19 protein-coding genes and 1 tRNA gene are annotated in these 25,181 nt (G+C 72.0%); 6 read left to right on the top strand and 14 right to left on the bottom strand.

Translation table 11 applies throughout. The features are described 5' to 3' along the window. The first annotated feature begins 120 nt into the window (after window positions 1-120). Window positions 121-1,422: a citrate synthase gene (locus tag ACFP3V_RS20195; RefSeq protein WP_380585396.1), complete on the top strand. Its 1,302-nt coding sequence runs from the start codon at window positions 121-123 to the stop codon at window positions 1,420-1,422. 439 nt (window positions 1,423-1,861) lie between these two features. Further along, a complete protein-coding gene (locus ACFP3V_RS20190) occupies window positions 1,862-2,581 on the top strand; it encodes an SDR family NAD(P)-dependent oxidoreductase (protein ID WP_380585394.1) in 720 nt (239 codons plus the stop codon). Between the two features lie 137 nt (window positions 2,582-2,718). Here ACFP3V_RS20190 and ACFP3V_RS20185 read toward each other — a convergent pair whose 3' ends face one another. The 4 genes from ACFP3V_RS20185 to ACFP3V_RS20170 all read right to left on the bottom strand — a co-directional run bounded on the left by ACFP3V_RS20185 (window position 2,719) and on the right by ACFP3V_RS20170 (window position 7,092). Then, complete coding sequence (locus ACFP3V_RS20185) at window positions 2,719-4,914, bottom strand: heavy metal translocating P-type ATPase (protein WP_380585393.1); 2,196 nt, start codon at window positions 4,912-4,914, stop codon at window positions 2,719-2,721. A 1-nt stretch (window position 4,915) separates the two neighbouring features. Beyond that, window positions 4,916-5,131 carry a heavy-metal-associated domain-containing protein gene (locus ACFP3V_RS20180; RefSeq protein WP_380585391.1) on the bottom strand — a complete coding sequence of 72 codons (216 nt, stop codon included), beginning with the start codon at window positions 5,129-5,131 and terminating at the stop codon, window positions 4,916-4,918. A 158-nt stretch (window positions 5,132-5,289) separates the two neighbouring features. Continuing rightward, window positions 5,290-6,105, bottom strand: a complete 816-nt coding sequence (locus ACFP3V_RS20175; protein WP_380585390.1) for an SGNH/GDSL hydrolase family protein — start codon at window positions 6,103-6,105, stop codon at window positions 5,290-5,292. Between the two features lie 75 nt (window positions 6,106-6,180). Beyond that, on the bottom strand, window positions 6,181-7,092 hold the full coding sequence (locus ACFP3V_RS20170) for a PrsW family intramembrane metalloprotease (RefSeq protein WP_380585389.1): 912 nt from the start codon (window positions 7,090-7,092) through the stop codon (window positions 6,181-6,183). A gap of 120 nt (window positions 7,093-7,212) precedes the next feature. Here ACFP3V_RS20170 and ACFP3V_RS20165 point away from each other — a divergent pair, with 120 nt between their 5' ends. Then, window positions 7,213-8,400, top strand: a complete 1,188-nt coding sequence (locus ACFP3V_RS20165) for a PP2C family protein-serine/threonine phosphatase (protein WP_380585387.1) — start codon at window positions 7,213-7,215, stop codon at window positions 8,398-8,400. 33 nt (window positions 8,401-8,433) lie between these two features. Next, window positions 8,434-8,883: a MarR family winged helix-turn-helix transcriptional regulator gene (locus ACFP3V_RS20160; RefSeq protein WP_380585385.1), complete on the top strand. Its 450-nt coding sequence runs from the start codon at window positions 8,434-8,436 to the stop codon at window positions 8,881-8,883. Between the two features lie 208 nt (window positions 8,884-9,091). Here ACFP3V_RS20160 and hrpA read toward each other — a convergent pair whose 3' ends face one another. Continuing rightward, the gene (gene hrpA / locus ACFP3V_RS20155) at window positions 9,092-13,195 is read right to left on the bottom strand and encodes an ATP-dependent RNA helicase HrpA (RefSeq protein ID WP_380585383.1); all 4,104 of its coding nucleotides are present in this window, start codon (window positions 13,193-13,195) and stop codon (window positions 9,092-9,094) included. A 527-nt stretch (window positions 13,196-13,722) separates the two neighbouring features. Next, a complete protein-coding gene (locus ACFP3V_RS20150) occupies window positions 13,723-14,253 on the bottom strand; it encodes a GNAT family N-acetyltransferase (protein ID WP_380585382.1) in 531 nt (176 codons plus the stop codon). 225 nt (window positions 14,254-14,478) lie between these two features. On the opposite strand from ACFP3V_RS20150, the gene ACFP3V_RS20145 reads away from it, so the two are divergent. After that, window positions 14,479-15,108, top strand: a complete 630-nt coding sequence (locus tag ACFP3V_RS20145) for a hemerythrin domain-containing protein (RefSeq protein WP_380585380.1) — start codon at window positions 14,479-14,481, stop codon at window positions 15,106-15,108. Window positions 15,109-15,271: 163 nt separating this feature from the next. On the opposite strand, the gene ACFP3V_RS20140 is transcribed toward ACFP3V_RS20145, so the two are convergent. From ACFP3V_RS20140 to ACFP3V_RS20115, 6 genes are all read right to left on the bottom strand, one after another. Then, window positions 15,272-16,996 (bottom strand): bifunctional 3'-5' exonuclease/DNA polymerase, encoded by a 1,725-nt coding sequence (locus tag ACFP3V_RS20140; protein WP_380585538.1) that lies wholly within the window; start codon window positions 16,994-16,996, stop codon window positions 15,272-15,274. Between the two features lie 422 nt (window positions 16,997-17,418). After that, window positions 17,419-18,621, bottom strand: coding sequence for a DNA polymerase III subunit beta (gene dnaN / locus ACFP3V_RS20135; RefSeq protein WP_380585378.1), 1,203 nt, complete (start codon window positions 18,619-18,621; stop codon window positions 17,419-17,421). A 214-nt stretch (window positions 18,622-18,835) separates the two neighbouring features. Next, on the bottom strand, window positions 18,836-19,540 hold the full coding sequence (locus ACFP3V_RS20130; protein WP_380585377.1) for a DUF8010 domain-containing protein: 705 nt from the start codon (window positions 19,538-19,540) through the stop codon (window positions 18,836-18,838). Continuing rightward, window positions 19,537-19,962, bottom strand: a complete 426-nt coding sequence (locus ACFP3V_RS20125) for an acyl-CoA thioesterase (RefSeq protein WP_380585375.1) — start codon at window positions 19,960-19,962, stop codon at window positions 19,537-19,539. Before ACFP3V_RS20125 ends, ACFP3V_RS20130 begins: the two co-directional genes overlap by 4 nt. 210 nt (window positions 19,963-20,172) lie before the next feature. Next, window positions 20,173-21,837: an energy-dependent translational throttle protein EttA gene (ettA, locus tag ACFP3V_RS20120; RefSeq protein ID WP_380585373.1), complete on the bottom strand. Its 1,665-nt coding sequence runs from the start codon at window positions 21,835-21,837 to the stop codon at window positions 20,173-20,175. 177 nt (window positions 21,838-22,014) lie between these two features. Then, window positions 22,015-22,815 carry a single-stranded DNA-binding protein gene (locus ACFP3V_RS20115; protein WP_380585536.1) on the bottom strand — a complete coding sequence of 267 codons (801 nt, stop codon included), beginning with the start codon at window positions 22,813-22,815 and terminating at the stop codon, window positions 22,015-22,017. A 484-nt stretch (window positions 22,816-23,299) separates the two neighbouring features. Here ACFP3V_RS20115 and ACFP3V_RS20110 point away from each other — a divergent pair. Further along, window positions 23,300-23,372, top strand: a tRNA-Arg gene (locus ACFP3V_RS20110). Between the two features lie 171 nt (window positions 23,373-23,543). Here ACFP3V_RS20110 and ACFP3V_RS20105 read toward each other — a convergent pair. Then, complete coding sequence (locus ACFP3V_RS20105) at window positions 23,544-24,926, bottom strand: tyrosine-type recombinase/integrase (protein WP_380585371.1); 1,383 nt, start codon at window positions 24,924-24,926, stop codon at window positions 23,544-23,546. Next, entirely contained in the window at window positions 24,926-25,126 is a 201-nt protein-coding gene (locus ACFP3V_RS20100) for a helix-turn-helix transcriptional regulator (RefSeq protein WP_380585369.1), read from the bottom strand. Before ACFP3V_RS20100 ends, ACFP3V_RS20105 begins: the two co-directional genes overlap by 1 nt. Window positions 25,127-25,181: the final 55 nt, after the last annotated feature.

Genomic DNA, 25,181 nt, shown 5'->3' with positions numbered 1-25,181 from the left:
GAGGATCGTTTCTTTGTGGCCTTCGGTACTTCTTGGGCACCCCGAGTGCATGCGAGTCGGCCGGATGGGCGATGGTAGTAGGGAGTCAGGGCACCCCTTGAACGGTCCGTTCCGCTGCTGATGAGGGAAGACGTGAGCGAGAACTCTGTAGTACTCCGCTACAAAGGCGAGGAGTACAACTACCCGGTGGTGGACGCCACCGTCGGCAATGCCGGCTTCGACATCTCGAAGCTGTTGGGCCAGACCGGCCTGACCACGCTGGACAACGGTTTCGGCAACACCGCGGCCACCAAGTCGGCGATCACCTACATCGACGGTGACCAGGGCATCCTGCGCTACCGCGGCTACCCCATCGAGCAGATCGCCGAGCGCGGCAGCTTCCTGGAGACCGCCTACCTGCTGATCAACGGCGAGCTGCCCAACGCGGAGCAGCTGCGCACCTTCCAGCACGACATCTCGCAGCACACGCTGCTGCACGAGGACATCAAGCGCTTCTACCAGGGCTTCCCCCGGGACGCCCACCCGATGGCGATGCTCTCCTCGGTCGTCAGCGCGCTGTCGACCTTCTACCAGGACAGCCACAACCCCTTCTCGGCCGAGCAGCGCTACATCTCCTCCGTGCGCCTGCTGGCCAAGCTGCCGACGATAGCCGCCTACGCCTTCAAGAAGGCCCAGGGCCACCCCTTCGTCTACCCGCGCAACGACCTCGGCTACGTCGAGAACTTCCTGCGCATGACCTTCGCCGTCCCGGCCGAGGACTACGAGCTGAACCCGGTCGTGGTCGCGGCCCTGGAGAAGCTGCTCATCCTGCACGCGGACCACGAGCAGAACTGCTCCACGTCCACCGTGCGCCTGGTCGGCTCCTCGCAGGCCAACCTGTTCGCCTCCATCTCGGCCGGCATCAACGCCCTGTGGGGCCCCCTGCACGGCGGCGCCAACCAGGCCGTGCTGGAGATGCTGCAGCGCATCCAGGCCGACGGCGGCGACGTAGACGCCTTCATCCGCAAGGTGAAGAACAAGGAGGACGGCGTCCGGCTGATGGGCTTCGGCCACCGCGTCTACAAGAGCTTCGACCCGCGCGCGCAGATCATCAAGGCCGCCGCCCACGACGTCCTCGGCCAGCTGGGCAAGGCCGACGAGCTGCTCGACATCGCGCTCAAGCTGGAGCAGCACGCGCTCACCGACGACTACTTCGTCTCCCGCCGGCTGTACCCGAACGTGGACTTCTACACCGGCCTGATCTACCGCGCCATGGGCTTCCCGACCAGCATGTTCACCGTGCTGTTCGCCCTCGGCCGGCTGCCCGGCTGGATCGCCCACTGGCAGGAGATGATCACCGACCCGGCGACGAAGATCGGCCGCCCGCGCCAGATCTATACCGGCGAGGTCATCCGGGACTACGTGCCCATCGAGTCCCGCTGACACCAGGTGTCCTGACGCACCGTCACCAGGGGCCCGGCCGCATCGCGGTCGGGCCCCTGGTGCGTCCCTGCCGTGGTGGTGCGGTGCTGCACGCACGGCGCGGGGGCAAGGCGGAGGCCGCTCAACCTGCCGCTGCCACACCCGCGCCGTGCGCCGTCGGCCGTCCAGCGACGACGGCCGAACACCGGGATCCGCCGGAATCCCGGGCCTACCGGGGCTCGTTCACATCCCCGGCTCACGAGTTCTAACACACGGCGACCCCCGCGAAGTTACGGGCGTGCCATGTGACACCGCTCTCATCACCTGGTGTGCCTGGCTGTGCGCGCATCCGTGGGTGACGACCCGCCTCGAACTGCCGCAAACCGCGCATGGTAGGAATCAGCCCAGGGATTGCGAGGCTTTCTCAGAAGCAGAAGAGAAGAGAGAAGAGGGCGGCCGGATGGGCAGGAACGTCGTCGTGACCGGTGGCGGCACCGGCATCGGTCTGGCGGTGGCGCGCCGCTTCGCGGACGCGGGCGACGACGTCGTGATCGTCGGGCGGCGGCGTGAAGTGCTGCGGCAGGCAGCGGAGTTGCTCGGCCCGAAGGTCCGCCCGCTGCCCTGCGACCTGGCCGACCCGGACGCGGTGGAGGGCCTGGTCGACCAACTGCCCCGGCGGATCGACGTGTTGGTCAACAACGCGGGCAGCCGCGAGGTCGCGGCCGGCGCCGGCCCGCACGCGCTGGTCGCCCGCTGGCGCGGGGACTTCGAGCGCAACGTGCTGACGGCGGTGCTGCTGACGGAGACCGTGCGGGACCGCCTGACGACGGGTCAGGGACGCGTCGTGACCGTCTCGTCCATCGCGGCGATCCGCGGCGCGGGATCCTACGGGGCGTCAAAAGCCGCGCTGCACGCCTGGAACCACTTTCTTGCTGCGCAGCTCGGACCGTCCGGGATCACCGCCAACATCGTGGCCCCGGGGACGGTGGCGGGGACGGAGTTCTTCGGAGACCGCCTGAACGAGAGCGAGCTGGTGCGGCGGGCCGGCCGCACGCTGGTCGGCCGCGTGGGCGAGCCGGACGACGTGGCCTCGGCGGTCTTCTTCCTCTCCTCCCCGGAGGCCGGCTACATCACCGGCGAGATCCTCCACGTCAACGGCGGCGAGATCCTCGGCAGGTGAGTGCCCCCNTGCCCCCAGCGCGACCAAGCCACCACTCGGGGAGGTCCGGCCCCATCTGCGGGACGAACCTCCCCGGGTGGTGGGTTGCTCGCGCTGGGGGCACCTCCCGCCCGAAGGGCGGGGGATCCTCGCGCCCCTTACGGCGCGAAGCGCCGCAGGCGCAGGCTGTTGGTGACGACGAAGACCGACGAGAAGGCCATCGCCGCACCGGCGAGCATGGGATTGAGCAGCCCCGCCGCGGCCAGGGGAACCGCCGCGGCGTTGTAGCCGAAGGCCCAGAAGAGGTTTCCCTTGATCGTGGCCAGGGTCCTCCGGGACAGGCGGACCGCCGTCGCCGCCGCGCGCAGGTCCCCGCCGACCAGGGTGAGGTCCGCGGCGGCCATCGCCGCGTCCGTGCCCGTGGACATGGCCAGGCCCAGATCCGCCATGGCCAGTGCGGCGGCGTCGTTCACGCCGTCGCCGACCATGGCCACGACCCGGCCCTCCGCCTGCAGCTTGGCGACGACCGTCGCCTTCTCCTCCGGCAGCACCTCGGCGACCACCTCGTCGATGCCCACCTGGGCCGCCACCGCCTCCGCCACGGACCACTGATCGCCCGTCAGCAACAGGGGCGTCAGTCCAAGACTTCGCAGCGCGCGGATCGCCTCCGCGCTTGTCTCCCGGGGCATGTCCGCGACCTCCAGCAGGGCACGGGCCTCGCCCTCCCAGCCGACCAGGACCGGAGTGTGTCCGTCCGCAGGCTCCGGAAGCGCCCGCGGCAGCTCGAGCCCCCGGCCCGCCAGGAACGACGGGCGGCCGACGACGACCTGCCGTCCCTCCACGACGGCCGCCACCCCCTGCCCCGGCACCTCCCGCACGTCCTCGACGCCCGGCAGCGGCGCCGGGGCAGCTGCCGCGACCGCAAGGGCCACCGGGTGGGACGAGGCGTGCTCCACGGCCGCGGCGAGGCGCAGCGCCTCGTCCGCGTCCTGGCCGGGCACCGGGCGGACGGCGACCAGGGCCATCCGGCCCGTCGTCACCGTGCCGGTCTTGTCCAGCACCACCGTGTCCACGGCACGGGTGGACTCCAGCACCTCCGGCCCGCGGATGAGGATGCCCAGTTGCGCGCCACGACCGGTGCCGACCATCAGCGCCGTCGGCGTGGCCAGTCCCAGTGCGCAGGGGCAGGCGACGATCAGCACGGCGACCGCCGCCGTGAAGGCCCGGGTCGCGCCGCCGTCCACGGCCAGCCAGGCGGCGAGCGTGGCCACCGCGATCAGCAGCACCACCGGGACGAAGACCGCCGACACCCGGTCCGCGAGCCGCTGGACGGCTGCCTTGCCCTGCTGCGCCTGCTCCACCAAGGCGGCCATGCGCGCGAGTTGGGTGTCGGCGCCGACGCCGGTGGCGCGTACCACCAGTCGGCCGCCGCAGTTGACGGTGGCTCCGGTCACCGACGAGCCCGGACCGACTTCCACCGGCACCGACTCGCCGGTCAGCAGGGCCGTGTCGACCGCCGAGTCGCCCTCCTCGACCACCCCGTCCGTCGCGATCCTCTCCCCGGGACGCACCACGAAGCGGTCGCCGACCGCCAACTCGCCCACGGGCAGCCGGAACTCGCGCTCCCCGCGCAGCACCGTGACGTCCCGCGCCCCCAGCTCCAGCAGGGCGCGCAGGGCGTCCCCGGCCCGTCGGCGGGCGCGGGCCTCCAGGTAGCGGCCCAGCAGCAGGAAGGCCGTGACGCCGGCGGCCGTCTCCAGGTACAGCGCGGAGGACGGGTCGTCGGCAGGGGAGAGGGAGAACGCGAAGGAGTGCCGCATGCCGGGCATCCCGGCCGTGCCGAGGAACAGCGCCCACGCCGACCAGCCGAAGGCGGCCAGGGTGCCGAGCGAGACGAGGGTGTCCATGGTGGCCGCGCCGTGCCGCAGGTTGGTGAACGCGGCCCGGTGGAACGGCCACCCGCCGTAGGCGACGACCGGACAGGTCAGCGCGAAGGCGAGCCACTGCCAGCCGCGGAACTGCAGGGCCGGGACCATCGACAGCACGACCACCGGTGCCGCGCACACCAGCGTGACGAGCAGGCGCCGTCGCAGGGCTGACGCCTCGTCACGCTCCGCCGCCTCCGCCTCGGGCTGCGGAGGCGCGGGTTCGCGCGCGGTGTAGCCGGTGCGCTCGACGGTGGCGATGAGGTCCGCGACGGCGACGCCGGGAGCGGCCTCGATGCTGGCCTTCTCGGTGACGAAGTTGACGCTGGCGGCGACGCCGTCCATCCGGTTCAGCTTCTTCTCGATCCGCGCCGCGCAGGCGGCACAGGTCATGCCCCCGATCTCCAGCTCGACGCGGACGGCGGCCATCTCAGCCGGCGCGGCCGACGAGCTCGTAGCCGGCCTCGTCGACGGCGGCGCGGACGGCCTCGTCGTCGAGCGGCCCGGCAGACTCCACGGTCACCAGCCCGGCCTTGGCGTCCGCGGACACCCCGGTGACGCCGGGGAGGGCGGCGAGCTCCTCGGACACGGACTTCTCGCAGTGGCCGCAGGACATGCCGGTGACGTTGAAGACGGTGGTGCTCATCGTGCTGCTCCTGGTTGGGGGGAAGGCCGGACGGACTGACCAGGCCACGGTACCCACAGTCGGCACCGTCGCCCGGCAAGGGGCGCGGCAACCGCGCCGGAACCACCCGGGCGAGGGGCCCGTCGGGGCGCGCCCCGCCACCCGCCCGCGGTGGCGGGCTACAGCGGCGCCAGGTCCGGGCGCTTGGGTTCGACGTGGTCGCCCGAGGACTCGCCGCGGAGCCGGCGGCCGACCCAGGGGACCAGGTACTCGCGAGCCCACTGCAGGTTCTCCCGAGCCGCCTCGGTCGCGCTCAGCACGGCAGCCGGAGGCCACGGCGCCTCGGGGTCCTCGGCCGTCCGCACGCCCAGCGCGCGGGCCGCCAGCAGGGCGATCCGCTGGTGGCCCTCGGGGGCCAGGTGCAGCCGGTCCTCGCTCCAGGCGCGCCGGTCGCGCACCGACCGCAGCGCCCACGCGTCGGCCACCGCCAGGTCGTTGCGGTCCGCGATCGCGCGCAGGTGCGCGTTGTAGGTCGCGATCTTCCCGCGCAGGTGCTTGAGCACCGGGGTGTCCCGGGTGTCGAAGCCTGTGAAGATCAGCACCCGGCCCGCGCTCTCGCGCAGCCGCACCGCCGCGGCCTCGAACCGCTCGGCCACCAGGTCGGGGTCGCTGCCGGGACGGATGATGTCGTTGCCGCCCGCGCAGAAGCTCACCAGGTCCGGCTCCATCCGGCGCACCTGCGGGACCTGCTCCGCCACGATCTGGTCGAGCAGCCGCCCGCGGACCGCGAGGTTGGCGTAGCGGAAGTCGTAGTGCCCGGAGTCCAGCTTCGGGCGGCCCTCGGCGAGCAGCCGGGCCAGCCGGTCGGCCCATCCGGCGTAACCGCCGTCCGGGCCGGGGTCGTTGAGGCCCTCGGTGAAGCTGTCGCCGAGCGCCACGTAGGAGCGGAAGGGGAGCAGGGTCGCAGGCTGGGGGATCTCCGTTTCGTCAGGCATGGGCAAGATGGTTCACCATGTCAAGTGACCTACGCCACCGTAGGTAGCCCTTGACGGAAGTGACATGAGCCACCGTCAGCCAGGGGAATAGCGCCGCGAGCGCCGCGCCAGCCACCACAGCCACAGCAGTCCGACGACCCCGCACAGGGCCAGTCCGGCCCAGGAGAAGAAGGTCTGCAGCTCGACCTGACGGTGCGTCGGGTCCTGGATGTAGCCGCGGTCGAACAGGCCGTAGGACCAGTCCGGCACGGTGAGCCGCCCGGTGATCCAGACCGCCAGGCCGTGGGTGCTGTCCCAGAAGGCATGCAGCGCCGAGACGCCGAGGTAGGACCAGAGCAGCGTCCAGGTGAAGCGGAACCGGCCGTCGCGCCGGGTGCTGAACAGCACCGCGCCCAGGATCGAGGTCCACAGCCCGTGGCCGATCGGCGCGAGCACCCCGCGCAGCACCTCGGTGGAGACCACCTCCCGGAGCGAGAGGCTGTGCTCGGTGACCACGGCGTTGAACGCGTAGCCCGCGCTCTCGAAGGCGGCGAAGCCGTGGCCGACCGCGGCGCCGAGCACCATGCCGACGCGCATGCTGTAGTTCGGCAGGTTCCGGCTCAGCAGCGCCAGCGCACCGAGCTTGACCGCCTCCTCGATCAGGCCGATGCCCGCGTACAGGCCGACGTTGGCGTGGGCCAGCAGGTAGTACTCCAGCACCGAGGCGCCCAGCACCCCGATCACCCCGCCCACGGCGAAGCAGGCGACGATGTGGTCGTCGCCGATGTCCGCGGCGTAGCGTTCGTGCGCCCAGATCACGAAGGAGCTCGGCACCAGGAAGCTGCCCAGCAGCACCACGGTCGGCAGCAGGTAGGTGTTGCCGGTCCAGTAGGTCACCCCGACCGAGGCCAGCCACAGCAGCAGCCCGATCAGGAACCAGCTGCGCCAGTAGGCACTGCGCCGCGGCGGGGCCACGGCGCCCGGGGGCGGCTTGCCCGGCGAGAACACTCGACCTCCTCGGCATCGGCTTCCCGCTCATCTTGGGTCAGCTGGCGCCGGTATGCCCTGATTTGCGGTCCCATCCGGACGGCATGCCAGGGGTCAGCGGGTTCGGATAGATTCGCGCATGTGATCAACCGCAGGCCGACGCGCAACCCGGGGGACACGCCCCCGCTCGCGCCGTCGCGCCCGCAGAACGTCTCGACACTGCTGGACGCCCGCTTCTGGGTACGCTTCCTGCCGATCCTCGGCGTCATGGCCGTCGTCGCGGTGCTGGACCTGGTCGGCGGCCGGGACACCTATCTGGCGCCGCTGGTCTTCCTCGTCCCGCCGCTGGCGGCGCTGCTGCTCTACCCACTGGAGGTGCTGCTCGCGGGCTCCCTCGGGATGCTGCTGCTGGTGGTGCTCACCCGCTACGACGGGCTGCAGGAGACCAACGACCTGCGCCTCTACTACGGCACCCTGATCGGCTACGGCGCCCTGGCCCTGGCCGCTACGCTCATCTCCCACCTGCGGATCCTGAGGGCCCGTCAACTCGTCGCCGTGAGCACGGTGGCGGAGGCGGCGCAGCTCGCGCTGCTGCGGCCGCCCGAACCGGTCGTCGGCTGCGTCCGGGTGGCGGTGCGCTACGTCTCGGCGGCGGAGGCCGCGCAGATCGGCGGGGACCTCTACTCCGTGCTGGAGACCCCGTTCGGCACCCGCGTGATCATCGGCGACGTCCGCGGCAAGGGCCTGCCCGCCGTCCGCACCGCGGGCGCGGTCCTGGGCGCCTTCCGCGAGGCCGCCTACGACGAGGAGGACCTGGCCGCCGTCGCCGCCCGGCTCGACCGCAGCACGGTCCGGCACGCCGAGGAGGGCGAGTTCGTCACCGCGCTGCTGGTCGAGTTCCGCGCGCCCGGTGAGGTGCGCTTCGTCCACTGCGGCCACGTCGCGGCACTCCGGCTCGGCCCGGACGGCAAGGTCCGGGAACTCGACCCTCCCGACCCGTGGGTCCCGCTGGGCCTGGCCGGGCTGGCCGAGGGCGGCCCCAAGGTGTGGACGGCGGCCCTCGCCGAGGACGACCTGCTCGTCCTCTGCACGGACGGCGTCGTCGAGGCCCGGGGCAAGGGCCGGAACCGGGCGCTGTTCTATCCGCTGACGGAGCGGGTCGCCCGGTTCGGCGCTGCGTTCACCCCGGAGACCCTGGTCCGGACGGTCCACGCGGACCTGCTGCGCTGGACCGGCGGCCCGCTGCGGGACGACGCCGCGCTGATGGCCGTGGGCTGGGCGACCGCCCGACGAGAGGGAGAAGGGGAGGGCGGCGGCCACCGGGCCTGAGGCACTTGAGGTGCTCAAGGTTATCCTCGAAGCATGAGCGGGACGACGAAGACCGGGACGGCACCGAGCAAGGCGGCCTTGATGGAGGTGTTCGCCGCCATCGGCGCGGCGTACTACCAGGACTTCGCGAGCGTGGCGGCGCGGCACGGACTGACGTCCGTGCAGGCGAAGGTGCTCGGCGCGATCGTCCGCGAACCGGTGCCCATGCGCGGCCTCGCGGACATGCTGGTCTGCGACGCCTCCAACGTGACCGGCATCATCGACCGCCTGGAGAGCCGCGGGCTGGTGCGTCGCGAGACCAGCCCGCAGGACCGCCGGGTCAAGGTCGTCGTCGCGACGGACGAGGGCCGGGAAGCGCTGCTCGCCGTCCGCGAGGACATGGAGGCCGCGCAGCGCGCCCTCGATCTCCTGAGCCCGGAGGAACGCACGAGCCTCTACGGCATGCTCACCCGCGTCCTCCCGGTCCTCCAGCAGCGGGGGTGACCCGAGGGGCGCGAGGATCCACCCTTCGGGCGGGAGGTGCCCTTCGGGCGGGAGGTGCCCCCAGCGCGACCGGCCCGCCACTCGCGGAGGTTCGACCCGCTCAATGGGGCGGACCGCCGTGGGGGTGGGCCGGTCGCGCGGGGGCCACCTCCCGCCCGAAGGGTGGGGACCCTCACGCCCCCCGGGGGGTGCCCCCGAGGAGGCGCAACTACCGCGCCGCCTCGACCGCTTTCAGGATGCGCTGCTCCGAGACCGGATACGGCGTGCCCAGCGGCTGCGCCCACAGGCTGACGCGCAGTTCCTCGATCATCCAGCGGATCTGCAGGACGTCCTCGGCGTCCCGCCGTTCCGGAGGGAGTTCGGCCAGCAGTTCCGCGTAGGCGTCCTGCATGCGCAGCACCGCCGCCACCCGGTCGCGGTCCCGGACAGGGTCGTCGGGCAGCTTCACCAGCCGGCGCTCCAGCGCCTTGAGGTAGCGCAGCACGTCCGGCAGGCGGCGCCAGCCCGTCTCCGCGACGAAACCGGGGTGGATCAGCGACTCCAACTGGGCCCGCACGTCCGTCAGTCCGGTCAGCAGCGCCAGGCTGTTGCCGATCCCTTTGAGCCGCTCCTGGACCCGGTGGTGCACTGCCAGGATGTTCGCTGTCTTGACCACCGTGTCGGCCGTCGCGTCGTACAGCTCCGCGCGGACGTGGTCGCGGAGCCGAGTCCACGCCTCCTCGTCCCAGGCCGGGCCGCCCGCCTCCGCCACCAGCTTCTCCACCGCCGCGGCCAGCACGTCCGCCCAGAGGGCCTCCGTCGAGCCGTGCGGGTTGGCCGCCAGCGCCAGCTTCGCGCGGTTGCCCAGCCGCGCCTGGATCGCGTTGATCGGGGAGTTGACGGTCAGCAGCAGCAGCCGCCGGGTGCCCGCGCGCATCGCGTTGCGCTGCTCGTGTGCGGTGTCAAGGAGCCGCACGGCCACCGAGTCGCCCTCGTCCACCAGCGCGGGGAAGCCCTTGACCGTCTGGCCGCCGCGCTTCATCTCGAAGGTGTGCGGCAGCTCGCCGATCGTCCAGTCCTTCAGGCCGCTCCGCTCCAGGCCGCCCGCGGCCTTCGCGATCGCCTGCTGGGTACGGGACTTGAGCTCCAGCTTCAGCCGCTCCAGGTCCTTCGCCTCGGCCAGCTTGCGGCCGCGCTCGTCGTGGACCCGGAAGGTCATCCGCAGGTGGTCCGGCACCGCGTCGATGTTCCAGGAGTCGCGGGGGACCGGGATGCCCCGCATCCGGTGCAGCTCCCACTCCAGGATCTCGACCAGCGGCTTGTCGTAGTCCTCCTCCGGCCGCCCGGGCAGCGACTCCATCAGCCGGCGCGCGTAGTCCGGGGCGGGGACGAAGTTGCGGCGCAGCGCCTTCGGCAGCGAACGCAGCAGCGCCGTCACCAACTCCTCGCGCAGGCCCGGGATCTGCCAGTCGAAGCCGACCGGCTTGACCTGGTTCAGCAGCGTCAGCGGAATGTGCACGGTGACGCCGTCCGCCGCCGCTCCCGGCTCGAACTGGTAGGTGAGCGGCAGCTCCAGCTCGCCCTGGTGCCAGGTGTCCGGATAGTCCCGCTGGGTGACCTCCTCGGCCTTCTCGTTGACGAGCAGGTCGGGCGTGAAGGTCAGCAGGTCGGGCTTGGACCGGTGCGCCTTCTTCCACCAGCTGTCGAAGTGGGCGGCGGAGACGACCTCCTTGCCCACCCGCTGGTCGTAGAAGTCGAACAGGGTCTCCTCGTCCACGAGGATGTCACGGCGGCGCGCCCGGTTCTCCAACTCCTCGACCTGGTCCAGGAGTTTGCGGTTGTCGTGGAAGAAGCGGTGGTGCGTGCGCCAGTCGCCCTCGACCAGGGCCCGGCGGATGAACAGCTCGCGCGCCACCTCCGGGTCGATCGAGCCGTAGCCGACCTTCCGGCCCGCGACCAGGGTGACCCCGTACAGGGTGACCTTCTCGAAGGCCATCACCTGCCCGCGGTCCTTCTCCCAGTGCGGCTCGCTGTAGCTGCGCTTGACCAGGTGCTGGGCCAGGTCCTCGATCCACTGCGGCTCGACCTTGGCGGCGATCCGCGCCCACAGCCGGGACGTCTCCACCAGCTCCGCCGCCATCACCCAGGCCGGCGTTTTGCGGAACAGCGCCGATCCGGGGAACACGGCGAACTTGGCGCCGCGGGCGCCGAAGTACTCCTGCTTCTCCGGGTCCTTGGCACCGACGTGCGAGAGCAGGCCGGCCAGCAGCGAGCGGTGCACCGCGCCGCCGTCCACCTCGTCGGCGCCATGGGCGGAGCCCAGGTCGATGTCCAACTGCTTGGCGACCTGCCGCAGTTGGGCGTCGATGTCCTGCCACTCGCGGATCCGCAGGTAGTTGAGGAACTCGGCCTTGCACATCCGGCGGAACTGGCTGGAGGAGAGCGCCTTCTGCTGCTCCTTCAGATAGCGCCACAGGTTCAGGTAGGTGAGGAAGTCCGAGGTCTTGTCGGTGAACCGGGCGTGCAGCTGGTCCGCGTGGGCGCGCTTCTCCACCGGGCGCTCGCGCGGGTCCTGGATCGACAGCGCCGCCGCGATCACCATGACCTCGCGCACGACGCCGTTGCGCTCGGCCTCCAGCACCATCCGGGCCAGGCGCGGGTCCACCGGGAGCTGCGCCAACTTCCGCCCGATCGGCGTCAGTTGGTTGCGCCGACGCTCGGCGTCGTACTCGAGGGCGTGCAGCTCCTGGAGCAGGTCCACGCCGTCCTTGACGTTGCGGCGGTCCGGCGGCTCGATGAACGGGAAGGCGGAGATGTCGCCCAGCCCGGCGGCGGTCATCTGCAGGATGACGGAGGCCAGGTTGGTGCGCAGGATCTCCGGATCGGTGAACTCGGGCCGGGACTCGAAGTCCTCCTCCGAGTACAGCCGGATGCAGATGCCGTCGCTGGTGCGGCCGCAGCGGCCCTTGCGCTGGTTCGCGCTGGCCTGCGAGACCGCCTCGATCGGCAGCCGCTGCACCTTCGTGCGGTGGCTGTACCGGGAGATGCGCGCGGTGCCCGGATCGATCACGTACTTGATGCCGGGAACGGTGAGCGAGGTCTCGGCGACGTTGGTGGCCAGCACGATCCGGCGGCCGGTGTGCGGCTGGAAGACCCGGTGCTGCTCGGCGGAGGACAGCCGGGCGTAGAGCGGGAGGATCTCGGTGTGGCGCAGGTTCTGGCGCTCCAGCGCCTCGGCGGTGTCGCGGATCTCGCGCTCGCCGGACAGGAAGACCAGGATGTCGCCGCTGCCCTCCCGGCTCAGCTCGTCCACGGCGTCGCAGATCGCCTGCACCTGGTCGCGGTCCCGGTCGACGTCGGCGGCGTCCGCGCCGTCCTCGTCCGCCTCGGCGTCGTCGATGATCGGCCGGTAGCGGACCTCGACCGGATACGTGCGGCCGGAGACCTCGATGATCGGGGCGTCCTCGCCGGTGCGCGGGTCCGCGAAGTGGCGGGCGAAGCGCTCCGGGTCGATCGTCGCGGAGGTGATGACCACCTTGAGGTCGGGGCGTTTGGGCAGCAGCTGCTTCAGATAGCCGAGGATGAAGTCGATGTTGAGGCTGCGCTCGTGCGCCTCGTCGATGATCAGCGTGTCGTACTGGCGCAGCTGCCGGTCGTTCTGGATCTCGGCGAGCAGGATGCCGTCGGTCATCACCTTCACGGCGGTCTGCGGGCCGACCTGGTCGGTGAACCGGACCTTCCAGCCGACGGTCGAGCCGAGTTCGGTGCCCAGCTCCTCGGCGACGCGCTCGGCCACGGTGCGGGCGGCGATGCGGCGCGGCTGCGTGTGGCCGATCAGACCCCGGACGCCGCGCCCGAGTTCGAGGCACATCTTGGGGATCTGGGTGGTCTTGCCGGAGCCGGTCTCACCGGCGATGATCACCACCTGGTGGTCGCGGATGGCGTCGAGGATGTCCTCGCGACGGGCCGAGACCGGCAGGCTCTCCGGGTACGTGGGCGTCGGCAGCGAGTCGCGGCGTGCGGCCAGCCGCAGCTCGGCGGCGTCGATGTCGGCGGTGACCGCGGCCAGCACGCTCGCGCGCTTCTCCGGCTCACGGATCTTGCGCAGCCCTTCGAGGCGGCGACCGAGCTTGTCCGCGTCGCGGAGTGACAGCCCGTCAAGCCGGGCCAGCTGCTCGGCGAGACCCGGCGTCGCCGCGACGGGCGGCCCGGAGGGCCGGTGCCCGGGCGCGCCGGAGCGGCCCCGGCCGCGCGGACGGCGGGGGGCGGCGGTCGACTCGTTCGGAGCGGCGGTGACGGCTGACTCGGCGGAGGAACTCTGCGGGGTACCCATTGCGCCCCAAGCCTACGCAAGGGGGAGTACGGGGTGTCGAACCGTTATCCGGGGGTGGGCCAGCCCCGAGCTGGGGCGGGGGTTCGGGGCAGTGCCCCGGCGGTGCCTCCCCGAAGGGAGAGCGTGTGGGTACGGCTGGGCTGGGTGGGAAGTGGGTCGGGCCCGCCAGGGCCGGGACGCGGCGTGCAAGCGGACGTCCTGCTTCCTCCTGTCGGGGCCGTTGCTCCGGTCGCGGGGGTTGTTGCTCCCGCTTGCGCCGCGGTTGCTGCTCCCGGTCGCGGGGGTTGTCGCTCTCGCTTGCGCGGCGGCCGCTACCCCGGTCGCGGGGGTTGTTGCTCCCGCTTGCGCGGCGGTCGCTGCTCCCGGCCGGGCGGGTTGTCGCTCCCGCTTGCCGGGGCCGTTGCTTCGGCCTGTCGCGCGCTGTTGCTCCGGCCGCCGGGGCTGTCGCTCCCGCTTGCCGGCAGCCGTCGGCTCAGGGCGCAGCCGGATGCGCGGCCTTCACGGCCGCGGCGTGGCCGCCCTCGCCGTCACGGCAACTGGCCGGCCTCGGCCGCCGCAGGCGTCAGGCGGAAGCGGAGCAACGGGCCGTCAGCTCCGTCGGAGACGAAACCGCAGCGGAGCAGCAGCCGTTGGGACGCCGTGTTGTCGCAGGCCGTGCAGGCGACCAGCCCCCGCACGCCGGGCCGCCCGAGCACCTCCGCGCACATCGCCGCGACGGCCTCGGTCCCGAGACCTCGGCCCCGGGTCGACGGCGCCAGCTCGTACCCCAACTCCGCGCAGCCGTCCGGGCCGGGCGGACCGTGGAAGCCGACGGCGCCCAGCGCCTCACCGCTCTCCCGTGAAGTGACGACGTAAAGGCCCCAGCCCGGGAGGAACCACCCCACGTCGTCGGCGCGGCCGACGATCCCGGCGAGGCTGCGCACCCCGTCTCCGGGGACTCCGTCCGTCCAGTGCCACACGCTCCGCCCGCCCGCCGCGATGACGGCGGCCTCGGCGGGCGTCGTCTCCTGCAGCATGAGGCGCGCGGTGGTGAGCAGAGCAGTGCGGGCGAGGGCCATGCCTGAGCGTATCGCTGTCCGGCCGCTGAACTGCCGGACGACCTGACGCAGGCCATCCGCACGGCCTCGCCCAGGGGCGGCCAATCCGCAGGACCGCCCACCGGGCCGCACTCACAGCGGCCGGACAAGCCGCCGGACACGTGCCCAGTGCCCCGTTACTGCTCCCGTGCGCCCCGACCCTCGGGGATGCGTGGGCCGGGCGCGGGGGATGTAGCAGGGGTGGACATGACGCACGACGCGGTGCTCGTGCACCGGATGCTGCGGCGGGAGTCCGCGACGGCCCCGTTGCTGGTCCGCGGCGTCCCGCCGGGGGACCTGTCCCGCGCCGGACGGGTCGCGGACCGGGTGGAGTGCGTGCTGCGCAGCCTGATCGACCATCACCGCGCGGAGGAGGAGGTGCTGTGGCCGCTGCTGGTCGCCCGGACGCCGGGGGCGGTCGGTCTGCGGGAGCGGATGGGCTGCCACCGGGTCGAGTTGGACGTCCTGGTGGACGACGCCCTGGTCACCCTGGCCCGCTGGCGGGCACAGCCCGCGGCCTGTCCCGAGCCTCTGGCCTCGCAGTTGGAGGCGGTGGCCCGCGGCGTGGCGGCGCAGGTGGACCGGGAGGAGGCCGAGGTGCTGCCTCTTGTGCCGGCCTCGGTGTCCCCGGACGAGTGGCTCGCGGTGGGGGCGGCCGCACGCAGGCACGTTCCCCAGGACCGGCTCTTCACGGAGTTGGGGCTGATCCTGCGTGACGCCTCGTCAGCGGAGCGGGCGAGGGTGCTCGGGACCCTGCCGCTGGCCCTGCGCCTGCTGTTCCTGACAGTGGGCGAACGCGCCTTCCGCCGTGAGGAAGCCCGGCTGCGCCTGCCTTGAACGGCCGCCTGCGCCTGCCTTGAACGGCCCGTCGTGCGGAGGGCCTGGCCAACATCCTTGCCGCATCCAGGGGTTGTCGCGTTCCGCCGTGTGCCTTCGGCGGGGTCCGGCCGGCACCGTCCCCCCTGGGCGAATCGACCCCTGACGCCCGCGGGGCTGCGGGCTACTCGTCCTCGAGCTCGTGCTCGTCCTCCGCGGCGCCGCCCTTGGCGTCCGCGTACCGCTCGACGACGTGCGTGTCCAGCGGGAAGTGGACCGGAGTGTCACCGAAGACGAGGCGGCGGGCCTCGTCTCCCGCGGCGGCGACGGCCGCGCACACCGCGTCGGCGAGCTGCGCCGGGGTGTGCACGATGACTTCGTCGTGCTGGAAGAAGACCAGCCGCGGCCGGTCGCCCGGCACCGCGGTCGGCAACTCGGCGAGCCGCCGACGCAGCGCGGCCACCAGGGCGAGAGCCCAGTCCGCCGCGCTTCCCTGGATCACGAAGTTGCGGGTGAACCGCCCCCGGCTGCGCGCGTCCGCGCCGCCGCCCTCGGCGGTGAGACGTTCGTCCCAGCCGAGCGACGGGGGAGGGGAGACCCGGCCCAGCCGCGAGCGGACCTGCCCACCCGACTCGCCGGTCCGGGCCGCCGCTTCGACCAGCCCCATCGCCTGCGGGAAGCGTCGTCGCAGCACCGCCACCAACTGCCCGGTCTCACCGGTCGTCTGACCGTACATCGCCCCGAGCAGGCCGAGCTTGGCCCGGGCCCGGTCGCCGCCGAAGGCGTCCGCGGCCAGGCCGGCATAGAGGTCGCCCGCCGCACCGGCGCGGATCAGCCCCGGGTCCCCGGACATCGCCGCGAGCACCCGCGGCTCCAACTGGCCCGCGTCCGCGACGACCAGACGCCAGCCCGGGTCCGCCACCACCGCCCCGCGCAGGATGCGCGGGATCTGCAGGGCCCCGCCGCCCCGGCTCGCCCAGCGCCCGGAGACCACCCCGCCCACGACGTACTCGGGCCGGAACCGCCCGTCCCGGGCCCAGGCCTCGCGCCAGGACCAGCCGTGGGCGGCGTGGATCCGGGCCAGCTCCTTGTAGCGCAGCAGCAGGGGCGCGGCCGGATGGTCCACCTGCCGCAGCAGGTAGTTGCGGGTGGACGGCAGGTGCACGCCCTGCTCGGCGAAGGCCCGGAGCACCTGGCCCGGCGAGTCCGGATTGAACGGGCGTCCGCCGAGGGCCTGTTGGAGCTCCAGCGCGAGCGCCGCCAGCTTGGGCGGACGCCCGCCCCCGGCAGGGCGCGGGCCGAGCAGGTCCACCAGCAGGGCGTCGTGCACCTCGGCACTCCACGGCAGGCCGTCGTAGGTCATCTCCGCGGCGAGGAGTCCGCCCGCGGACTCGGCGGCGCAGAGCAGGCGCAGGCCGTGCCGGTCTGCCTCCGGCAGCGCGGCCAGTTGCCGCTGCTGCTCGGCATGGACCGCGACCAGCGCCTCCAGCGGATCCGTGCCCGGCGACAGCCGACTGCGGTCCGGGGCGAACAGGGCGTCCTGGTCGTGGAGTTCGCCGTCGGCCAGCCCGAGGGGCAGATCCTCCGGCACGGGGAGCCCCCGCAGCCGCGCCCAGGCCGCGCCGAGCGAGCGGGGCGCACCCCACTGGTCCTCGTGCGCGAGGAGCAGTGGCTCGACCAGCTTGACGTCGTGGCACCGGGCCAGCCGGCCCTCCGGCAGCCGGGGGAGCAGGCGCGGATACACCTCGTCCGTGGCCGCCCAGACCCAGCGGGGAGCCCGCTCCGCCTCGTACCGGGCCATGGCCGCCGCGAGATCGGGCGCGCGCTCGACCGGCCCGGCCGGGCTGCCGTCCTCGCTGAGCGGCAGCATCCGCCCACCCGGCCCGTCCTGCTCCGGCACCACGGCCATCCGCTGTGCCACTGCCCGGCCTTTCGTCCGTCACGACCCGTGCTGCCCTCAGCCGGGGTGTCCGACGGGGCGCTCGTGGGGTTCTCGGCATCTGTCCTTCCTGCTCAGCGAACGTATCACCGGGCACTGACACTCCGGCCGAGGGCGGCTCCGCCGCCGGGGGCGGATGCCGGATGCGGGGACCGAGGCGTCAGCCCGGGGCTTGCTCCTCCGGCCCGCGACTGCTGGGGGCCGCGCACCAGGCAGGCAGGACCGAGGCGTTCGCGCGCAGAGCAGAGCGGGGCAACGACGACGCGTCCGGTGACCGGCGGATCCACACGGAAGCCCCGAGCGTGGCGGTCGCCGTCGGGACCGACAGGCGGGCCGGTGCACGCGGGCCGGTGCACGCGCCCGTGGCGCGCCTGCCGGGACGGGATCCGGCGCTACGCCCGGCCTGTACTCCGCTGGGGCATGAAGAGGTACCGGTACGGCGCCGAGGACCCGGCATCGCCGCCGGACTCGACGGACTCCTCCGGGGCCTGACAGGGCGTCAGCACGGCGGGCTTCGTCGGGGTCGTGAAGCCCAGCCGGGCGTACGGCGTACCCAGCACCGTCAACCCCTCCGTCAGGTATGCCGCGTTGGCCGCCAGGACCACGGGCGCGCCGGAATACCGCGCGGGCAACTCCTCTCGGCCGCGCGCCTCGCCGCCCGCGCCCGCCCGGACGACCAGCCGGTCCGGGTCCAGCGCGAGCAGGACCGGCAGGTGCCGTTCAGCCACCAGGGAGATCCGTTTCACCGCGTCGAGCAGCGCCTGTCGCCCGACGACGGCCTCGCCCGCGTAGGCGGCCGGGAAGATCCGCTGGTAGGTGATGAACTCCCCGGCCAGCAACCGCGTGGTCGCCTGCCGCGCGCCCGCCCGGAAGCCGATCAGGCCGTTGCCGGCCGCCGCCGGGGCCGCCGCAGCGGCATCCGGCGTCAGCGCGAGCGCGATCCGTTCGCCCTTCTGCAACGACCGTGCCAACTCGTAGAGACTCTTGGCGGGGACCAGCGCCACCGCCTCCGGCGCAGGCACCTCCGCGGTGGGCTCCCACGCCAGTTCGCGGACGGCGAGCCGGTACCGGTCCGTCGCGACGAGACGCAGCACGTCCCCCGCCAGCTCGATGCGCACACCCGTCAGGAAGGGCAGCGCCTCGTCGCGCCCGGCGACGACGGCGACCTGCGCGACGGCTTCCGCGAAGGCCGGCCCGTCCACCGTGCCCAGCACGGGCGGGAGTTCGGGAAGGCGCGGATAGTCCTCGCGGGGGATCGCGGGCAGCGCGAACTGCACCGGTCCGCAGAGCACCTGGACGTCCTCGCCGTCACCAGGCTCCGTGCTCACCTCGACCGGGTGGTCCGGCAGCGAGCGGGCGAGGTCCGCCAGCAGCCGCCCCGGCACCAGCACCTCTCCTGCGGTGAGCACCTCGGCCCGTGCCTCGAAGCGTGCGGACACCTCGTAGTCGAAGCCCGCCACCGTCAGCACCTGCTCGTCCGGATCGGCCGTCAGCAGCAGGCCGCCCAGCGCGGGGACCGGGGAGCGGTGCGGCAGGGCGTGCGCGCACCACTCCACCGCCTGCGCGAAGTCGTCGCGTTCGATTCGGAGTTTCATGGCACCCACCCGCCCATGAGACGCCCGGCAAGGCGGGCAGAGTCTTCACCTGTTGCCCGGCATCGTGCCGCACGGCACTGACAACTCCGGTCGGCCCGCGGGGCCGTCACCGTCCTCGTCCGCGGCGACGTCAACGCAGCGGCCTCAGCACAGGGATGCGAGTGCGGCGGTGTCACTGCAGTGAGGTCAGCGCAGCGGTGTCACTGCAATGACGTCAGCGCAGCGGCGTCAGGCCCAGGCCGAGGCCCGGAGCCGGGGCGCGGCGGACGATGACCGCTCCACGGGGCGCGGCCAGCCGCAGCCAGGACGGATGCTGATGGAGCGTCACGGTGCGGGACTGGTGCAGGAGTCCGGCGAGCTGTGCCGCGTGCAGTGCGCGTACGGTCAGTCCGGCGGGGTGCACCCGACGGGACCAGATCGCCTCCGCCACCGCGTCTCCGCCTGCCGGCTGGAGCTCGCCGGCCCTCTCGTCGACGGCGGTCGCTTCGGCTGCCCGGCGGAACTCGCCCACCGCGGCCCGGACGGCGGCGGCCAGCGGACCCGTCTCCAACTCGTCGATGCGCTGCCAGCCGCCGCGCGGTGGCAGCAGCCCGGCCCAGGCCGGACCCGTGATCGCCGTCGGCAGCCGGAGCAGGCCGTCGACCTCGGCCGCACCCACGAGATCCAGCAGTTCGCCTGCGGCGGCCGTCAGATCGAGCGGGGCCCCCTCCGCAGGACCGGCCAGAGGCGTCGTCCGCACCACGATCGGCCCGGCCTCGCCCAGAGGCAGCCGGGCGAAGACGGCCAGCACCCCGTGCGCGCTCTGCAGCCGTACGGCAGCGGCGCGGTCGAAACGCAGCAGTCGCGTCAAGAAGGCCGCCAGGTCGGCGGCTTCGCGCGGCTCGGCGAGGTGGAGCGGGGGCTGGACGGCGGTGCTCATGCCGCGACCGGCTCTCCGACCTCGAGGTAGGGGGCGAGGAAGGCCCGCTCGCCCGCGGTGAGCCGTCGCGGCCGGGCCGAGGCCAGGTCGTAGGGCACCACGACGGTCGAGGCCCGGACGTAGACGGTGTCCTCGTCCTTGATCTCGTACGCCACCGTGAAGGAGGCGTTGCCCAGCTTGGTGAGCCAGGTCTCGATGACGACCGGCTCCGGCCGGTAGACGAGGGGACGCAGGTAGTCGATCTCGTGACGGGCCACCACCGAGCCCTCGGAGAACGCCTTCTCCCCGGCCTCGCCGGCGTTGGTGAAGGTGAAGTCGATCCGGGCCTCTTCCAGGTACCGCAGGAAGTTCACATTGTTGACGTGCCCGAACGCGTCCATGTCGGACCAGCGCAGGGGGCAGGCGTATATGTGGCGGGCCACTGGATCTCCGTTGTACTCGGCGGTGCGGGGACAGGACGGCGCTGGGGCCGGCGTGCTGCGGCGGCCTGACGCCGACTCAGCTCTCCGATCCTGCCCGGTGGTTGTTGCGTGCGGGTGAAGTGCCCCGGCCCGGGGGACGGAGCCCACCGCCGGAACGGCGGCGCCCCGTCACCCGGTGCCGGACGCAAGGCCAGGCCGGGCCCTCGGGTGTCAGTCGCGGGTCAGCTTGCGGTACGTGGCCCGGTGCGGACGCGCCGCGTCGGCACCCAGCCGCTCGACCTTGTTCTTCTCGTAGGACTCGAAGTTGCCCTCGAACCAGAACCACTTGGAGTCGCCCTCGTAGGCCAGGATGTGCGTGGCCACACGGTCGAGGAACCACCGGTCGTGGGAGATCACCACGGCGCAGCCGGGGAACTCCAGCAGGGCGTTCTCCAGCGAGCTCAGCGTCTCGACGTCCAGGTCGTTGGTCGGCTCGTCGAGGAGCAGCAGGTTGCCGCCCTCCTTGAGCGTCAGCGCCAGGTTCAGCCGGTTGCGCTCACCGCCGGAGAGGACGCCGGCCGGCTTCTGCTGGTCCGGGCCCTTGAAACCGAACGCGGAGACGTAGGCTCGCGACGGCATCTCCACCTGGCCGACGTTGATCCAGTCGAGGCCGTCGGACACGACCTCCCACAGGGTCTTGTTCGGGTCGATGTTGGCGCGGGACTGGTCGACGTAGGAGACCTTGACCGTGTCGCCCATCTTCACGTTGCCGCTGTCCGGCTTCTCCAGCCCGAGCAGCATCTTGAACAGCGTGGTCTTGCCGGCGCCGTTCGGGCCGATGACACCGACGATGCCATTGCGCGGAAGGGTGAAGGACAGGTCGTCGACCAGGACCTTCTCACCGAAGGCCTTGTTGAGGTGCTCGGCCTCGATGACCACGTTGCCCAGACGCGGGCCCGGCGGAATCTGGATCTCCTCGAAGTCCAGCTTCCGCATCTTCTCGGCCTCGGCCGCCATCTCCTCGTAGCGGGCCAGACGCGCCTTCGACTTGGCCTGGCGGCCCTTGGCGTTAGAGCGGACCCACTCCAGCTCTTCCTTGAGGCGCTTGGCGCGCTTGGCGTCCTTCTGCCCCTCGATCTTGAGGCGGGACTGCTTGGTCTCCAGGTAGGTGGAGTAGTTGCCCTCGTAGGGGTAGGCCCGGCCGCGGTCGAGCTCCAGGATCCACTGGGCGACGTTGTCGAGGAAGTAGCGGTCGTGGGTGACGGCGACGACGGTGCCGGCGTACTTCTCCAGGTGCTGCTCCAGCCACTGCACGGACTCGGCGTCCAGGTGGTTGGTGGGCTCGTCGAGCAGCAGCAGGTCGGGGGCCTCGAGCAGCAGCTTGCAGAGCGCGACCCGGCGCTTCTCACCACCGGAGAGGTTGGTGACCGGCCAGTCCCCGGGAGGGCAGCCGAGGGCGTCCATGGCCTGCTCCAGCTGGGCGTCCAGGTCCCACGCGTTGGCGTGGTCCAGGTCGTCCTGGAGCTTGCCCATCTCCTCGAGCAGCGCGTCCGAGTAGTCGGTGGCCATCAGCTCGGCGATCTCGTTGAAGCGGTCGAGCTTCTTCTTGGTCTCGGCCACGCCGTCCTGGACGTTCTCCAGCACGGTCTTCGACTCGTCGAGCGGGGGCTCCTGGAGCAGCATGCCGACCGTGTAGCCGGGGGAGAGGAAGGCATCACCGTTGGAGGGCTGCTCCAGACCGGCCATGATCTTCAGCACGGTCGACTTACCGGCGCCGTTGGGCCCCACGACGCCGATCTTCGCACCGGGCAGGAAGCTGAGCGTCACGTCGTCAAGGATGACCTTGTCGCCGTGCGCCTTCCGTGCCTTGCGCATGGTGTAGATGTACTCGGCCAAGATGAACCGTCCGGCATCGTCGATGGGCTTGGCTACAGCCTGATATCAGTTACAGCCTTCTATTCTGCCGCACCGGCCGCCTCCCTCCCGCACGCGCCCGCGCGCACGGTCCGGTCTGCTCTGGTCAGCGGGAGTCCGCTGGGGCACGGCACGCTCTGCTGGGTGCGGGCCGCCCGCTCACCCGGCGTCGGCGGTTTGCCGCAGGGCCCGGCCGCGTGCGGCCGGGGCGGCAGCCCGGGACGATGTGTCATGCGCCGTCGGCATGAGCCTGATGTCGGCCCGAACTTCGCCCGGGGAGGGACTCCGGACCCGAACCCGGGAGGGAACTTCCGACGGGACTTCCGACGGGACTTCCGACGGGACTTCGGACGGAACTCCGACCGGCGCCATGGCGGCCGCACCGCACCGCCCCGAGCCCGGGAGCTCGTCCTTTCCTCTCGGTCGGCCCTCCTCCCCTTCACGGAACTCGAGAACCTCCTCGGGTTGCTGGGGCTCCGGCTCCACGGGCGTTCCGACCCCGGCGAGTTCGCCTGGTCTCGTGATTCCCCGGACCTCACCGCCGCCGACCTGTCCGAGCCTCGCCCGATGAAGTGGCCTTCGTGGCGTCTGACCTTTGACGGTACGTCGGAAGACCGTCGTGCCCCGGCTCAGGTCGTGTCCGATCGACGTCGCCTCGATCTCAGCCGCCACGCCACGGCGCTTGCCCTCGCCGACCTCCCACTCCCGCACCCGCATCCGGCCGGCCACCAGCACCGGATCGCCGCGCAGGATCGACCCGAGGATGTTCTCGGCCAGCCACTTCCACGCCCACACGGTGAAGTAGCTGGGCTCCCCCTCGACCCACGCCTGCCGCTGCCGGTCGAAGCGCCTCTCGTGAGCCGCCAGGCGGAAGTGCGCCACCGGCACCCCAGTCACCGTCAGCGCGTAGCGCACCCCCGTCACCGCTGTGCCGGTCACTGTCACCATCGTCGAGTTCATCAGCACGGCAGTCCCTCTCCGCTCTGGCTCCGCCCTCGTCGGCCGCTCGCCCCAGACTCTGCCGCGCGCCACTCCCCGCTTGAAGCCCCGGCCGAGAACCTGTGAACAACATCGGGGGTGTGTACATCCTTTGCGAAGCCTTCACGGGACCCCACCCGATCGTGTGTACTTTCCGGCCACGGTATGGGCATGTCCCGAACACCTTCCGACCGCACCGGGCGCCCCCGGCGCGGGGCATAACGGCTGGGGCAGCAGCGCAGTAACGCTTGGACAACAGCCCGCCCCCAGTGCTTCAGGACCGCTGCGCGTGAGCCACCCCACCTGCGATTATCAGACCGCTCTCCCGGAGGGATCGCCCGTGCGGCCCCGCCATGAGCACCAGGTAGCGAGCCCAGCCCGCTCTATCCTGTCCCACGGCAGGACCTCCTCGGCCCAACGCACCCCCGTGCCCCCGGCCTGCAGGACCGGGCTCCTTACCGGCCCAGCCCCCGTAGCTCAGCGGATAGAGCAGGTGCCTTCTAAGCACTTGGTCGCAGGTTCGAGTCCTGCCGGGGGCACTTGCTGAATCGCTCCTCTGGTTCAGTGGTTGTCCCAGGTCAGTGCCCATAGGACCCCCGCTTGGACGCCGTCGGATCGCCACCGATCGAAGGCGGTAGTGTCCGACGGCGTCCGGCTGCAGGCGGCCTTTTGCGGGTGTCCCCGACGAATACGCGACGAAGTTTTCCGCGCTACTCGGGTGCGCCGGGCACCCACACCGGCACCGCAAGCTGGGCCAGAACGCGCTCCTTCTGGCCGGTGACCACCCGCGCGTACGTCGAATGCAGCAGAGCCACGCTCGTTCCGGCCCACTCGGCCACCTGAGCCGGCGGCGTGCCGCCGTTCAGCCACTCCGTCAGACAGGAGTGCCGGTTGTCGTAGACCCGGCGTCCCATCGGGGATGCGAGCACGTGTGGCTGCGAGGCGAAGACTTGCTCGCGGGCCCTCTTCCAGGCCCGCCGGAACACGACCCCTGCGAGCACCCCGCCGAATTCCCCCTTGAACAAGATGTCCCCCGGCTTCAAGCGCTCGCGGACGATGTGCGCACGGAGGATCTTCACGAGGTCGGGCTGAACCGGAACCAGCCGGGTGTCCCCGGCCTCGCGGCCCTTCAGCGGACGGTTGTCGTGGATCTCTCCGGAGTCGGTCCACTGCCTACCCACCTCGGGCGTTGCCCGGTGGACGGTCAGCTCACCCCACCCTTCTTCTGGAAGGGTCACGTCACTGACGCGCAGGGCGACGGCTTCCTCGGGCCGCAAGCCGCAGTACCGCAGGGTCGCGAAGAAGGCGTGCAACCGCGGCCCGCCGCGCGGTCGGTGGTAGATCGCGTCGAGCAGCAGGGCGGTGTGCTCCAGACTGATGAGACAGCGCTTGTCGATGGCCGTGTTGGGCTTGGTACGCGCTGCCGCCTTCTGCTTCGGCAGAGGATTCGTCGGCAGCGCCTGCTTGTGCACTGCGTACTCCAGAACAGGGTTCAGTGCGCGCCGGATGCGTTTCACGCTGGAGGCGGCGACCCGCGTCCCGTCCAGGCGCGTGGTCACATCGCGCCACACCTGGTCCGCTCTCCGGGGGTCCTCCCACAGGCTCATCGGCTGGCTGTTGCGCTGGACCCAACGGAGGATGGCCTGTACTTCGGTGGGTGCATCCGCCCGCCGGTTGCAGTTGAAGGCGAACTCCCGCAGGGCTGTACGGACTTCCAGTTCCGGGACTCGTGGTGTCGCCTTGAGCGTAGCCATGGTGACGGCGGTCAGAACGCGGGCAACGTTCTTCCGACCGTTGGCCGCCATGTCACCCCATCGAGCATCCACGTACTCAACTGCGAAGTCGTACCAGGAGGTGGAGGCCTGTTCGGTGCGCATCGATACAGGGAGACCGGTCTCCCTGTCGAAGCCTTTGCCGTCGGCCGCTGCGGTCACGAGCTTCGATCGGAAGCTCTCGGCGAGCGCGGAAGTGGCGAAGGTCTTCGGGAAGTATGCGCCCGCGACAGTCCATCGAACTGTGTAGGTGGTGCCCCGCTTACCGGCGTAGACGGTCGTCTTCCAGATCTTCACGTCGTAGCTGAGCCGGTCGGTCATTAGGCGGCGTCCTCCAGGTCGTCCAGCCAGTTGTCCAGGTCGATCCTGCGGATCCGCAGGTCGCCGTTCGGGAGCTTGATGCAGCGCGGGGCGCGGCCCTTCGCGCGCCAGTCGTAGAAGGTGGATCGTGAGATCCGCAGTTCCTCGCAGACCTCGGCCAGGGTGAGCTTGTCGAGGGGTGCGCCGCTGGACTTGCTCAAGGCAGGCTCCTCCGGAAATGGGAGTCCCCGGACAGGACTTGGCCTGCCCGGGGAC

Origin of the sequence: Streptacidiphilus monticola (genome assembly GCF_042658505.1) — a bacterium.
Classification (GTDB): domain Bacteria; phylum Actinomycetota; class Actinomycetes; order Streptomycetales; family Streptomycetaceae; genus Streptacidiphilus; species Streptacidiphilus monticola.
The sequence above is the reverse complement of the archived record's forward strand: the minus strand, read 5'-3'. Positions and strand labels throughout refer to the sequence as shown.

Excerpts from the sequence above, each read along its gene's own strand:
- ACFP3V_RS20195 (WP_380585396.1), top strand. The coding sequence starts at position 121 with ATGAGGGAAGACGTGAGCGAGAACTCTGTAGTACTCCGCTACAAAGGC.
- ACFP3V_RS20190 (WP_380585394.1), top strand. The coding sequence starts at position 1,862 with ATGGGCAGGAACGTCGTCGTGACCGGTGGCGGCACCGGCATCGGTCTG.
- ACFP3V_RS20185 (WP_380585393.1), bottom strand. The coding sequence starts at position 4,914 with ATGGCCGCCGTCCGCGTCGAGCTGGAGATCGGGGGCATGACCTGTGCC.
- ACFP3V_RS20180 (WP_380585391.1), bottom strand. The coding sequence starts at position 5,131 with ATGAGCACCACCGTCTTCAACGTCACCGGCATGTCCTGCGGCCACTGC.
- ACFP3V_RS20175 (WP_380585390.1), bottom strand. The coding sequence starts at position 6,105 with ATGCCTGACGAAACGGAGATCCCCCAGCCTGCGACCCTGCTCCCCTTC.
- ACFP3V_RS20160 (WP_380585385.1), top strand. The coding sequence starts at position 8,434 with ATGAGCGGGACGACGAAGACCGGGACGGCACCGAGCAAGGCGGCCTTG.
- hrpA (WP_380585383.1), bottom strand. The coding sequence starts at position 13,195 with ATGGGTACCCCGCAGAGTTCCTCCGCCGAGTCAGCCGTCACCGCCGCT.
- ACFP3V_RS20150 (WP_380585382.1), bottom strand. The coding sequence starts at position 14,253 with ATGGCCCTCGCCCGCACTGCTCTGCTCACCACCGCGCGCCTCATGCTG.
- ACFP3V_RS20145 (WP_380585380.1), top strand. The coding sequence starts at position 14,479 with ATGACGCACGACGCGGTGCTCGTGCACCGGATGCTGCGGCGGGAGTCC.
- ACFP3V_RS20140 (WP_380585538.1), bottom strand. The coding sequence starts at position 16,996 with ATGGCCGTGGTGCCGGAGCAGGACGGGCCGGGTGGGCGGATGCTGCCG.
- dnaN (WP_380585378.1), bottom strand. The coding sequence starts at position 18,621 with ATGAAACTCCGAATCGAACGCGACGACTTCGCGCAGGCGGTGGAGTGG.
- ACFP3V_RS20130 (WP_380585377.1), bottom strand. The coding sequence starts at position 19,540 with ATGAGCACCGCCGTCCAGCCCCCGCTCCACCTCGCCGAGCCGCGCGAA.
- ACFP3V_RS20115 (WP_380585536.1), bottom strand. The coding sequence starts at position 22,815 with ATGAACTCGACGATGGTGACAGTGACCGGCACAGCGGTGACGGGGGTG.
- ACFP3V_RS20105 (WP_380585371.1), bottom strand. The coding sequence starts at position 24,926 with ATGACCGACCGGCTCAGCTACGACGTGAAGATCTGGAAGACGACCGTC.